The following is a 12,590-nucleotide window of genomic DNA, read 5'->3' on the forward strand; positions in this document are numbered from 1 at the left end:
GGATAAATCCTACTGCTGGTTTTCATCCGTGGTCTAAAGCACGGGATACGGAACTGCGTTCCTCTCCCTCCACGGTTTTCAACCTCATTCCTTATAAGCAGACCAATTTGAATGCTTGTGTTCGTGTGACTAAATATGTGTTTGCATTGTAGCATTGAAAAGAGCGTTGGCAAAGCGATCGCTCTAGTTGTGTCAGAACTATGGTAGTGATAAATTAATTGGGAATATGTTGACTAAGCGAAAAAGCCGAAGCATAGCTGCCATTTTAGCTTTTTCTGGCACGCTGACAATTTCGGGATTACATAAATTTTATTTGGGACAGCCTTTATGGGGTTTATTATATGTGTTGCTTTCCTGGACACCGATTCCTAAGGTAGCTAGCGCGATTGAGGGAGTTTGGTATTTAGCGCAAGATGAAGAAGCTTTCGATCGTAATTTTAATTTAGGTAAGTCAGCGGTCAAAAATTTACAAGCGAATAGCGATCGGATAACTGCTATGGCTGAAGCTTTGCGATCGCTGGATACTCTCAGGCAAGATGGGTTAATTTCTGAGTACGAATTTGAGCAAAAACGCCGCCAATTGTTAGACCAAATTACCTGAAAAGTGCGAAAATGATGAACAATTGGCTACCTTTGAATCCCAGGTTGCAAAAACTCCGTTACCGGCTGCTTAACGATCCTTATTATCGACTACAATCTGGGGAAGAAATTGCGATCGCTGCACAATTGGGTATCCGGATTGATGCGAATCAAGCAACTGTAGATGATTGGTTGCGTTTACCGGGTTTATCGATTCATCAAGCGCGATCGCTTGTCGAACTTTCGCGCATTGGTGTGAAATTTTACTGTATTGAAGATATTGCCGCTGCTTTAAGTATACCAGCACCGCGACTAGAACCACTAAAGCTGATTCTAGATTTTAGTTATTATGACGACGAAGCTTTAAGCAATCCTACGCAAATTAATATTAATACGGCAACGCTTGAGAATCTAGGAAAAATTCCTTTTATAAATGCGTCTTTGGCTGAAGCAATAGTAGAGAATCGTTTATCAAAGGGAGATTATCGCAACTTAATAGATTTTCAGCAGAGGTTGAATATATCTGGTGAGGCGATCGGGCAATTAATGTATTATCTCAGGTTTTAAAGTCACGACAAACGTAACTTTAAGCCCGTAGTAACCACTTTAGTGGTTAAGATAAGCGATAAATCGCTTACTACGAGTATATAATAACTATCCCTGTCAAGCTTGGAACACGAAACTTGAGCTTCAGAAGGTGAAACTTCGAGTTTGGAACACGAAACTTGAGCTTCAGAAGGTGAAACTTCGAGTTTGGAACACGAAACTTCGAGTTCAGAAGGTGAAACTTCGAGTTCGGAAGGTGAAACTTCGAGTTCAGAAGGTGAAACTTGAGCTTCAGAAGGTGAAACTTCGAGTTCGGAAGGTGAAACTTCGAGTTCAGAACACGAAACTTGTAAATTTTACCTTTGTAGTAGCTACCCCAGCCACTGAGGATTCTTAGCTGTACCGTCAAAGCGATCGCTAATCTTAAATAATTCGTACTCACCTTTGGCAGCAACTTTAGCAGTTTTTGCAAGCAAAGCTGCGGTTTGCTCTTGACTCATCGGCTTAAATGTGCGTGCTGCCTCAAACGCTTGGTTGAGAATGGACATACTGTCAATGCCTGTAATTACAGTTGAGGTTGGCAGGTTCATTGCGTAATGAAGGCACTCAATAGGCTTAACTGTATTACTTTTAAGAATAATTTGATCGCCCATTGATTTCATACCCAGCACACCGATTTGATTTTGTACCAATCTGGGTAAAACTGCACGCTCAAAACTGCGAAAATGGGCATCCATAACATTAAGTGGCAGCTGCACTGTGTCGAAACGGAAGTTATTTTCAGCGGCAATTTCTAGCATCCTCAGGTGAACCAAGGGATCTTTGTGTCCGGTAAAGCCAATGTAGCGAACCTTACCTGCTTTTTGCGCTTCTAGCACTGCTTCTGCTGCACCACCTTTAGCAAAAATACGGTCTGGGTCTTCTAAACGGATAACTTCATGAAATTGCATTAAATCGACACGATCCGTCTGTAGACGTTTCAGAGACTCGTCAATTTGCTTCGCAGCAGATTCTTTTGTGCGACCATCAATTTTGGTCATGAGAAAGACTTTTTGGCGGTAGCCGTCTTGTAACGCCTTACCCATGCGAATTTCGCTACCACCGTTGTGGTAATCCCAGCAGTTGTCCATGAAATTAATTCCACGATCAATCGCACTGCGGATAATTTTAATGCTTTCTTGCTCGTCTTTTTGCCGTCCGATATGATGACCACCCAAACCGATGACAGAGACTTTCTCTTTTGTGCGTCCCATTGTGCGGTAAATCATATCACCGTTTCTGGTTGTCTGTTGAGGTGTTGCCGCTAAAAGTGGACTGAGAAAACCTTCAGAAGCTGCTACTCCCGCAGCCAAACCGGAAATCGAAGCTGTCTTCAGGAAATCTCGCCTATTGATATCCACGAAGTCTATCCTTAATGGTGTTTGTTCCTACTAGACAATCTTCGATCTCTAAGCTTGGAGCGACATCGGTCAAATGGTTTACTTAGTGTTGTTTCGTCTTCTATCTTAAGGTAGGCACTTGAGGTATATAAGTTAAATCAATCCAATGCGATCGAGGGGCCAAAAGCGAAAAATTGCTTTACCAATGATGTTTTTTCTCGGTAAAAACCCCCAGTAACGAGAATCGTTGCTATCGTTACGGTTGTCTCCCATAACAAAAAATTCATCTTTGGGGACTGTCACGGGTGGGAAGGGCTGATTTGCTGGTTCAGCGATGTAGTCTTCTTGCAGGGGTTGCCCGTTGAGGTAGACTTTACCTTTGACAACGGTAATTACTTCCCCTGGTTCACCGATGACGCGCTTGATGAAAGCTTGGTCTTTGGGATATCCGCGACGTTGCAGTTCGAGTGGTGGCTGAAATACGATGATATCCCCAGTTTGGGGGGGGTGGAATTTGTAGGAGATTTTTTCTACCACCAAGCGATCGCCTGTGTATAATGTTGGCAACATCGAATCAGAGGGAATGTAGCGCGGTTCGGCAACAAAAGTCCGAATAAAGAGGGCAAGACATAAGGCGATCGCAACTAACGTCAGATTTTCTTGCCAAATACGCCATACTTTAGACGATGCGGAAGTCTGTTTTGCGTCACTTTCGTGAAGAGTCATAGAAATTTTCAGCTGTTATTAAACAAGTTATAACAATACTTGATTATTGTGACGCTAAATAATCAAAAAAGCGATCGCATAAAAAACGGTAGAGAGTTAAATTACTCTACCGTTTTTTTAAAGACTGATTTCGGACTTCTTTTAATAGGATTTACCAAGACGATTTTTCCTTCTTCGCCGCGTACTGAAGCGCCATAACTCCCCAGCCAAAAGCACTGTAGATGTTCCGGCAATGATAGTTATCCAGTCGATGAAAGATAAAGGCACTGTTCTAAATGCGCTACCACCAAACTGAATAATCAATATCTGTCCGATTAAGATGGTGATAGCGATCGCCACAAATCCTTTATTCTTAGACAAGCCTGTAAAAGCAGATTGCTTTAACCCCAGACATCGAGCATTAAACAAGTTCCAAAACTGTAACATTACAAATACGGCGAAGAACACAGAAAGTTCATAAGTACTTATATCTCCGTCTCGGCGAATGTAACGTAAAAAGCCAATCAGAAATATCAAAAATCCTAACCCAACAGAAAAAATATTCTGTGCCATTGTTCGGGTGACAATAAAGGCTTCTGGGTGACGGGGAGAGTGCTGCATCACCTTTTGATTGGGAGGTTCAGTTGCTAAAGCTAAAGCCGCAAAAGTGTCCATAATCAAGTTCACCCACAACATTTGTGTCACAGTTAGAGGAAGCGCGACTCCGATGAATGGACCAACTAAAGCAATTCCCAAAGCGACAACATTGATGGTTAATTGAAACAGAATAAATCTTTGGATATTTTGGTAAAGCGATCGCCCCCAAACAACTGCATTCACAATACTACCGAAAGAATCGTCAAGGAGAATGATGTCGCTGGCTTCTTTAGCGATCGCTGTACCACTCCCCATTGCTAAACCTACTTGGGCTTGTTTGAGTGCCGCAGCATCGTTTGTACCATCGCCAGTAACACCTACCACCGCACCTTGAGCTTGTAACAGTTTCACCAACCTTAGTTTATCAAGCGGTCGCGCTCTGGAAAGTATTTTTAATTCCAGCACTGCCTGACTTGCTTCAAAGTCACTGAGTTGGGCAAATTGTTGACCGGTTAGATGCAGATAACCGCTATTAAAATCATCATCTTTTTCCCAAAGTCCAATTTGACGGGCAATTTCTTTCGCTGTCTCCGAGTTATCACCTGTGACAACTTTTACCTGCATCCCTGCATGTAAGCAAGCATCAATGGCATCAGGTACTTCTGGACGCAAGGGGTCTATAATTGCCACAAACCCCAGCCAAGTCATATTGTGAGCAATTTCATCTAAATCCGTCTCAGTCGAATGCTGGGGGACATCATGGTAAGCAAATCCAAGCGCCCGCATTCCTCGCTTTTGGTATTCTTTAATTAGAGATGCGATCGCTGCTTTCTGCTTTAGTGGTTCTAACCCTTGTTCTGTCAAAATGTGCGAACAACGTTCTAAAATTACTTCTGGCGCTCCTTTGATATAAAGTACATCCTCCCCGGTTACAGATGAAGTGCCGATTGTACCCATGTATTTTTTCTGACCAGAAAAGGGCATTCGGTTTTTAATTTGAAAGTTACTGCGGTAGGATATATAATCAATTTCCTGACTATCTAACCATAAAAGTAAAGCTCCTTCGGTAGCGTTGCCAATAGCACGAGGAGCAGTTAAAGGTTTTTTCTCTAAATCAGCAGTACTATTAGTAGCGATCGCTTCGGCAATTAATGCTTGCACATCTCTAACTGCTGGCATCAATTGAGATTTCAAACTGGGAAAATCGACTTCATGCACCCGCATTTGATTTTGGGTCAAAGTGCCAGTTTTATCAGAACAAATCACTGTCGCGGAACCGATAGTTTCGCAAGCGTGCATTCGACGCACCAAATTATTTGATGCAGCCATCTTTCTCATACTATAGGCTAGGCTGAGAGTAACACTCATCGCCAACCCTTCTGGAACAGCTACGACAATAATCGTTACAGCTACCATGAAATAATGCAGCAAGGCTTTAGCAACACTAGCAGGTATCCAGTTATTCACAGAACCAGGAATTAGTCCTAGAGGATAGCCTAAACCAAGCCCAACAGCGAAAATTGCAAGCCCTATACCAACAGTTTTCAGCCAGCTAATCAAACCATTGTTTTCTAACCATTCTGGTGCTGCAAGTTTACTACCAGCTAACTCCAAACCATCGTAAATCACAGGCAGCCACACTCGACTAAGTGCCACTAACACACTAGCAATTAACAGTCCAACAACATACCATTGTTGAGAACTCAGGCTTAACTCTTTGGTGACAAAACCGCGTACCAGCAAAGATAAAAAAGTGACACCAGCAAAGCCAAGACCAACTACGCCAATCAGTTTGCTAAGTTTTTCTAATTGACGATTGAGCGGTGTTTCTTCTTGAGATTCTACAGAAGCGATCGCTGTGGATAATTGACCAATTTCAGTATTATCACCAACGGCAATAATTTCTAAATAACCATATCCTTGCTCAACCATCGTGCTGCGATAAACTTTGTCAGCGGGGTAAGTTTGCTCTTTGATACCTTGAGCTAAGAAGTCAGCTTGAGTAAGTTTTTTAACTGGTTCTGCTTCGCCGGTGATTTTTGACTGGTCGATTTCTAGAGAGACTTCCTCTAAAATTTGTCCATCAGCCGGGATTTCTTCACCTTGTTCGACGTATACAATATCACCGACAACTAAATCTTTGCGGGGAATGGTGGTAAAGTTGCCATCTCGGATAACTTTAATTGCAACTTCATCATAAACTTGATTAAGGATATCAAATTCTTGACTTGCTTTATATTCGTTGACAAAGGCGAGAGTAGTAGCTAATAAAATAGCAGCTACAATCCCCAAGCCTTCAGCATATTCACCTTCAAAAATCCCGACAGTAATAGCGATCGCTGCCGCAATCATCAAAATCCGAATTACCGGATCTTCAAATTTTTCTAAAAACAATTTCCACAAAGGGTCACGTTTTGGAGGAGTGAGAACATTAGCACCGTACTTTTCACGATTGACCTTGACCTGTTCAGAAGTTAATCCTGTAAAAGGTAATTGAGCTTTCTTATCATTAGTAAGCATGTTAAATCTCTTCAATTCTCAAAAGCAATAAACTCTCTAAATTCCACATCAAAACTCAATTTTTGAATAAGCCTAAATACAAATCGCCAAAACTCTGCGTACCCTTCGGGTTCATCAGTTCGACGGGACGGAAACCGACTCCGCCGACTGATTCACCTTAGCGCTTACTCAGCTAACTGGTGCGTTGAAAAACGCTATGCCAAGCTTTTATGTTTGCGAATAGCATTATTCATCAAGATGATTTGTTCAGCATGAAACGAGGGAGGCATCAAGCTGTGAATTCGATGATCTAACCCATCATGCATCACATCTGTTGGCAGTTGAGAGTGGTCTAATCCTAAAGTGTGACCGATTTCGTGGGTGATAGTATTAGCAATTAAGTTCGACAATTGGCTAATATTTAGACTTGCGCGATAAGAAGCATTAAGTATTTGGTCTATGCGAACAGCAGCACGGTCTGTAACTTTGCCACGACTAAAACTAGCAATTCCCAGATAGTCAACTGGCTGTTGATCGACAAACACATAGACATGGGTAAAGTTTTGTCCCCACTGTTTTTGATCAGGTGGATCTGAAGTTAAGAAGAGATTGACACTTCTAAAAGCACTGAAGACTTGAGCTAGGGAATCTGCGATAATTTCTAGCATTACATCGTCCTCAGTACTGATATTCATACCTGAAATATCGACCCAGACACAATGACGAATTTCGCTATTTTTCCCAGCAATCAACCATCCACAAAACGGACATACTCGCCAGTTGATTTGGATACGGGAACGGCAACCTTGACAGCGCGGTTTTGGCGGTCTAGTCAGGTTAATCCGTTCCCAAATTGGAATTTTAAGCTTACGATTAGTTTTAGTGAGATTCAGGCGATCGTAAAGCGACATTTTATTTTGAGCCAGCTACCCAATTAAAGCCAAAACGATAATAATCGTCTGCTTCTTTGTGTCCGCTAAAGTATTTCTCTTCCTTCAAAATCGTTACTTGAGATCCGAGATTGCTCACCATAGCTGCTGCACATAAAGGTCGATTTTTATCTGGATTATTGAGTTCGAGATAAATTTCTTCGCCATTACTAACTTTGAAAAGCATCCGACCACCCACAGAACCAAAATCGGGCGCTCCCTGATAAATCAAAGCAAAAAACATGACTCGTTTGATAGTATCTGGTCTGTAAATGAACATATTTTCACCGTCTGAAGCAGCCCCAGTACGGTCATCTTTATCAAGAAAGATATAAGGAGGAGAATTTTTTGCTCCAAAATTTCCTCCTAAAGGTTGGATGACTCCTTTAGCACCATTAACCGTCTCATACATACAACCTAAGTCAAGGTCAGGAGCGCTGTTACCTCCAACTAACTTGGCAAAAAATCCAGCGTTTTGATTAGATTGCTGGTTCCAATTTAGGTTGACATGAACTGTTACCTGCTTAGAGTTACCAGCTTTACTTAAGTCTATTTTGTGGGAATCGCCACTTTTTTGAAGTGTAATAGCCATAATTATGAGTTTCCTCAGTATTCAACAGTAAAATCCAATAAGTTCCCCTAACCCATTGACATTGATGCCATTGCCTATAGCTGCCATTTTCCACTCATTATTGTGTCGATACACTTCAGCTAAAATCATCCCAGTCATCCCGTTATAATCTTTGCCAGAGAGATTATATCGAGCTAGTTCTTTATTATTAGAACTATTAACTAAACGCACAAAGGCATTTTCGACTTGACCAAAATCTTGTTTACGAGCAATGCATTCGTAAATGTTAACTACAAAAACTAACTTGGCAATTTGGGCAGGTACACGAGGCAAATCGACAATAATCACTTCATCATCGCCATCGCCTGCACCAGTCAAATTGTCTCCTGTATGAGTGATTGCTCCCGATAAATGCTGAAGATTACCAAAGTAGATGATATTCTCTTTAGCTGTTAATTTGCCATTCGCATCTAGGCAAATCACAGATGCATCTAGGTCATATTCATGACCACCGCCACCAAAATTACTAAAAAATCCGCCGCCCGATCGCTTTGCAACATCCCAGCCAAGTCCGCACATCATTTTGGTTAGACCGGGAGCTTCTTTAGAAAGTGAAATTCTCTGTCCTTTCTGCAAACTAATTGCCATAATAAATCTCCTAGCTATAACGGTCTAATAAAGCTTTTAATCCACCTTGATAGCCAGAGCCAACGGCATTTAAACGCCACTCTCCGTCTTTGCGATAGATTTCAGCCATAACTAATGCAGTTTCGATTGAGTAATCCTCAACTAAGTCGTATCGAACTACTTCTTGGCTAGTTTGAGCATTAACAACACGCACAAAGGCATTTTGAACTTGACCAAAGTTTTGATGTCTTTCTGCGGCTTCGTGGATGGTTACAGTAATGATAATTTTCTGAACTTCAGCAGGACATGAACGCAGATTAATCTTGATGACTTCATCATCACCATCGCCTGCGCCTGTAAGATTATCTCCTGTGTGTTGAACTGATTTATTTGAATCTGGGCTGGTGAGGTTGTTGTAGAAAATAAAGTGGTTATCAGAAAGTAGTTTTTCGTTACTTCCCAATAAGAAAACTGATGCGTCTAAGTCAAAGTCAAAGCCTGTGTCCATTGCTTTGACATCCCATCCCAAACCAACAAATACTTCAGTAAGTCCTGGTGCAACTTTGTCGAGTGATACACGCTGTCCTTTTGTCAATGTAATTGTCATACCTCAATCTTCCTTTTGAGATAAATGATGTATATGCAAAAAAACCTGTATAAAATTGATAGCAATGCACCAAAAACATTACTAAAAAATCAGCTTTGTAATAGCACTTCATCCTTAATTTATTCAAGTCTGCTGATATTAAAAGCTGTTATTTCAACTTTTACAGATTCATTTGGCAACTATGTATTTTTTTTTACAAATTGCTTGCGGATGAATACTTAATTATTTATTTGTAAAATTGATTTTTTTGAGTGGTATTACTCAAGCTATTTATTAATTTAAACGATAATGTCGCCAGTTTTGGGCAGGTGAAATTTATAAGAGTTTTTTCGATTACTAGGCGATCGCCTGTAAATGAGGTAGTCATTGCCGCCAAGAGCAGGCAAGATTAGCGGATTATTGAAGGTTAAATTTTATTACCGCTTCTGTGTTCGCTCTTGAAGTGCGATCGCGCTTTTCTCCCGCCATAGGCAACTAATGCGTTCTAGCGTACCCGTACACCAAGCTGTTTATCCCAGTGAAGTGGTAATGATGCTTTTGCTAGAGGAGATTCAGGAATCTCACCGACGGAAACGCCATATTGCCAGTCTGGTGGACAGATAGCAATGAAGCGAGCAAATCCTGACCATACTGGAATTGAGGGAGCGATCGCATGAGTTAAATCAACATCCAATCGCACTTTTGAGCGATCGCTGATAAACTTGCCACAAAGCAGGCTGAGTGCAATGCTATTGCGGCGTTGATGGACAAGCAAATAATCAAGCTAAAAAGAATTCCTAAGCACAAAAGTGTAAGTTTTTTCATAAATTTTAGTAGTGTGCGTTATCAAGCCCCGCGCACCCTAACCTAATGAGAGAGTAGTTGCACCGAAGATGCGATTTAGATCAGTGATAAGTGTTCTATAGCAATACATGCGAATATAGGTGAATGATTGTTGCAAATTATAGCGTCGAGTAAAAAAGGCGATCGCCGAATTCGCATCTGGTATATCAATAAATACTGGCTCTAGAGCAGCATGACTAGTTAAAGCTTGAAAAAGGCATTCAGCAATTTCCCTATTATCCGCAAATAACGGACCTATTTTGAAGCCTTGATGACAAGGACGAATGACACCATAACCTTTCAATTTACCAGCATTTACCACACCATAGGCAGTCCCTTCTTGGACGTTAATCCAAGGTTGTAGAAACTGAGGACGACTGACACCAAAAAGTTCTGCATCATAACGGATGACTTCTGTTAAAGGTACATCAACTAGTGGAACTACATCTGTTGGGAGGACATGAGAATTAGTAGCTTCGTAAACATGACAAATATGACGATAAGCCGGGGTAAAACCAATTTTACGGTAAGTTGCTTCTCTTTCCACAACTGCGTCTAGGGCTACACTGCGTTTATTCTCTTCTAATTTTAGATTCAACTGTTGCCAAGCAGCTTGCCAAATCTGTGTCCCGTATCCCTGTTTACGCCATTTATTTTTAACAATATAAAGTCCGATAAAACCAAAAGTCGCATCATAACAAACAGCAGAGATGCAGGCAATTGGTTCACCATTTACTTCTCCGATCAAGAATCCCGTTGGATCGGTAGCATGAAAGGCTATTGCATCATTGATACCAGGATTCCAACCTTCTGCTGCTGCCCAGTTTAGGGCAAGCTGCACATCTTTTGGTGTCATCTGCCGGATTTTTAAGGCATTTATCATGATTTTTGACTCCACACCTGGTTATCCAAATTTTAAACTGACTAAACGCTTTTTCTTACCGAGGGGAAAAGGAATAAGGTTAGATTTATCTAGTGTTTGTATTTTTGTGGTCTCAGTAAACAACAAAAAAACGGTAAAGGCTTCCCTCACCGTTTTGAAATTTTTAATTAAAAATATGATATTTAATCTCAAATCCAAAATCTAAAGTTTTCAATTTTATTCAACGCCTTGAGGTAATAATTCTTATTGCTGTTGATAATAAGTCGATATATCCAGCAAACAATTACAACTCATCAATTGTTACTAAACCGCCCTCAGGAAACTGTATTATAAGGAACTTGCTCATCAAGTAAAGCTGTACCTAGCAAAGGTCGCTTTCCTGTCGCAAGTACATTAACTATCCTTTCTTCGCCATTCCAAATAATGGTAGCTTGATGTACTGGTATATCTACCCAACTATTATTAGCTAGATTTGCAGGTAGTTCATATATGAAGGGTAAACCCAACAAAGCAACGGCTTCCGGTGGTAGACAAAGGTAATCTGTAAAACCTGTGTCTATAACAAATTCAATAGTAAAATCTGGGATATTTGGCAGTCTAAATTCTACATTAACAGTTGCGTGTCCATCCTTGACAATACCAGAAATCACTGTGAATCCCGCTCCAAAAAGCCACAGAAGGAAACAGCAACTTTATAACCAATGCGAATACCATATAGTCGAGCTAATGGGTTCTTTTGACGCAATAAATGTGCTGATTCTATGCCTATTTTATCAACCGCATATTCACCTGTTTCTATGTCAATAATCACCATCTTACCGATGTTTTCTTCTGTTTCCACTTGTTGACGAATGCTGTTTTCGTATATTTCTCTAGCACGTCGTCCAACTTCTTCGCGGCTTAAAAGTATGCTTTGCACGGCTTTGCTTCTTTGTTGTTAGTGTGTATTGATTCTACTTGATTATCTGTTGTAGATTCAAACTGAATTTTCCACGTCTGCTCATCTTTGGGTTAAGCAACAAGAGCGTCAAATATCTACCTCGCTTCGATTCACGATGTTGTACTGGGGAATAAAGCAACACCACGCACGTACCAACGCCACAACCTCTAGAATGAAAGCGTAGGTTGCCATTTAATTGCGATGCCCTCCCCTTTTCCCGGCATGGACTCATACCTCGAAGCAGGACTGTGGCCCGATGTGCATAACGCGCTCTCCGGCAAACTTCGAGCCTTTCTCGCACCGCAGTTACGTCCTAAATATGCCGCACGGTTGGAAATATACGTCGTGGAAGACACATCTCCTGAGTGCGAAATTGGCATCCTCTACCCTGATGTGGAAGTGTTGCAAATACGACAGCGTACCTCAATACCAGAACCAGACACTCGCCAATCAAATATTGCCACAACACCCGTACCACTGACGCTTCCAGTTATTCAACCCGTTGCAGTCCGCGTCCCCACCGTCGAAATTCGAGACACCACCAACAACGTACTTGTATCGTGTATTGAAATTCTCTCACCTGCAAATAAGCGCGAACCGAATATCACTGACTACCGCAAAAAACGCCGACGCCTCTATAATGCCAACGTCCATCTGATTGAAATTGACTTGTTGCGTAGGGGAACCCGTCCATTTAATCACCCACGCCTACCAGATGTGCCATACTTGGTTACACTTACCCGTGCAGGATCTGGGGTTATCGATGTGTGGTCTGTGACATTACAAGATACCCTGCCCACAATTCCCGTACCCTTGGAATGAACCTGGACAAAAATGGACAGCCTTGTTTTATAGATCCGCGATACCCCACGATATCCTCGGATGAAGGCTGTCCATTTTTGTCTA

At 41.5% G+C, this 12,590-nt stretch carries 14 protein-coding genes; 3 read left to right on the plus strand and 11 right to left on the minus strand.

Annotation, left to right across the window (positions count from 1 at the left end; translation table 11 throughout):
• The first annotated feature begins 226 nt into the window (after positions 1-226).
• Both PI95_RS32515 and PI95_RS32520 read left to right on the plus strand, forming a co-directional pair.
• On the plus strand, positions 227-601 hold the full coding sequence (locus PI95_RS32515; RefSeq protein ID WP_039738712.1) for an NINE protein: 375 nt from the start codon (positions 227-229) through the stop codon (positions 599-601).
• 14 nt (positions 602-615) lie between these two features.
• A complete protein-coding gene (locus PI95_RS32520; RefSeq protein ID WP_039740331.1) occupies positions 616-1,146 on the plus strand; it encodes a ComEA family DNA-binding protein in 531 nt (176 codons plus the stop codon).
• Between the two features lie 350 nt (positions 1,147-1,496).
• Here PI95_RS32520 and PI95_RS32525 read toward each other — a convergent pair whose 3' ends face one another.
• From PI95_RS32525 to PI95_RS32580, 11 genes are all read right to left on the minus strand, one after another.
• Positions 1,497-2,525 carry an aldo/keto reductase gene (locus PI95_RS32525; RefSeq protein WP_039738715.1) on the minus strand — a complete coding sequence of 343 codons (1,029 nt, stop codon included), beginning with the start codon at positions 2,523-2,525 and terminating at the stop codon, positions 1,497-1,499.
• 132 nt (positions 2,526-2,657) lie between these two features.
• Positions 2,658-3,230, minus strand: a complete 573-nt coding sequence (lepB, locus tag PI95_RS32530) for a signal peptidase I (RefSeq protein ID WP_039738716.1) — start codon at positions 3,228-3,230, stop codon at positions 2,658-2,660.
• A gap of 141 nt (positions 3,231-3,371) precedes the next feature.
• Positions 3,372-6,326, minus strand: a complete 2,955-nt coding sequence (locus PI95_RS32535; RefSeq protein WP_039738717.1) for a calcium-translocating P-type ATPase, PMCA-type — start codon at positions 6,324-6,326, stop codon at positions 3,372-3,374.
• Positions 6,327-6,520: 194 nt separating this feature from the next.
• Positions 6,521-7,216: a zinc-dependent metalloprotease family protein gene (locus PI95_RS32540; RefSeq protein ID WP_039738719.1), complete on the minus strand. Its 696-nt coding sequence runs from the start codon at positions 7,214-7,216 to the stop codon at positions 6,521-6,523.
• 1 nt (position 7,217) lies between these two features.
• A complete protein-coding gene (locus PI95_RS32545; protein ID WP_052324728.1) occupies positions 7,218-7,826 on the minus strand; it encodes a tellurium resistance protein TerA in 609 nt (202 codons plus the stop codon).
• Positions 7,827-7,847: 21 nt separating this feature from the next.
• Positions 7,848-8,453 carry a TerD family protein gene (locus PI95_RS32550; protein WP_039738723.1) on the minus strand — a complete coding sequence of 202 codons (606 nt, stop codon included), beginning with the start codon at positions 8,451-8,453 and terminating at the stop codon, positions 7,848-7,850.
• 10 nt (positions 8,454-8,463) lie between these two features.
• Complete coding sequence (locus tag PI95_RS32555; RefSeq protein WP_039738725.1) at positions 8,464-9,039, minus strand: TerD family protein; 576 nt, start codon at positions 9,037-9,039, stop codon at positions 8,464-8,466.
• Positions 9,040-9,523: 484 nt separating this feature from the next.
• The gene (locus tag PI95_RS36430; RefSeq protein WP_236117291.1) at positions 9,524-9,793 is read right to left on the minus strand and encodes a hypothetical protein; all 270 of its coding nucleotides are present in this window, start codon (positions 9,791-9,793) and stop codon (positions 9,524-9,526) included.
• Positions 9,794-9,880: 87 nt separating this feature from the next.
• Positions 9,881-10,744, minus strand: a complete 864-nt coding sequence (locus PI95_RS32570; protein WP_039738729.1) for a GNAT family N-acetyltransferase — start codon at positions 10,742-10,744, stop codon at positions 9,881-9,883.
• Positions 10,745-11,058: 314 nt separating this feature from the next.
• The gene (locus PI95_RS32575; RefSeq protein ID WP_336507651.1) at positions 11,059-11,394 is read right to left on the minus strand and encodes a clan AA aspartic protease; all 336 of its coding nucleotides are present in this window, start codon (positions 11,392-11,394) and stop codon (positions 11,059-11,061) included.
• Positions 11,391-11,663, minus strand: coding sequence for a hypothetical protein (locus PI95_RS32580; RefSeq protein WP_039738731.1), 273 nt, complete (start codon positions 11,661-11,663; stop codon positions 11,391-11,393). The genes PI95_RS32575 and PI95_RS32580 overlap by 4 nt, the downstream gene beginning before the upstream one ends.
• Positions 11,664-11,885: 222 nt before the next feature.
• Between PI95_RS32580 and PI95_RS32585 the strand changes: the two genes are divergently transcribed.
• A complete protein-coding gene (locus PI95_RS32585; protein ID WP_163519400.1) occupies positions 11,886-12,506 on the plus strand; it encodes a DUF4058 family protein in 621 nt (206 codons plus the stop codon).
• The last annotated feature ends 84 nt before the right edge of the window (positions 12,507-12,590 follow it).

It is taken from the genome of Hassallia byssoidea VB512170, assembly GCF_000817785.2.
GTDB classification, from domain to species: Bacteria; Cyanobacteriota; Cyanobacteriia; order Cyanobacteriales; family Nostocaceae; genus Hassallia; species Hassallia carrinoi.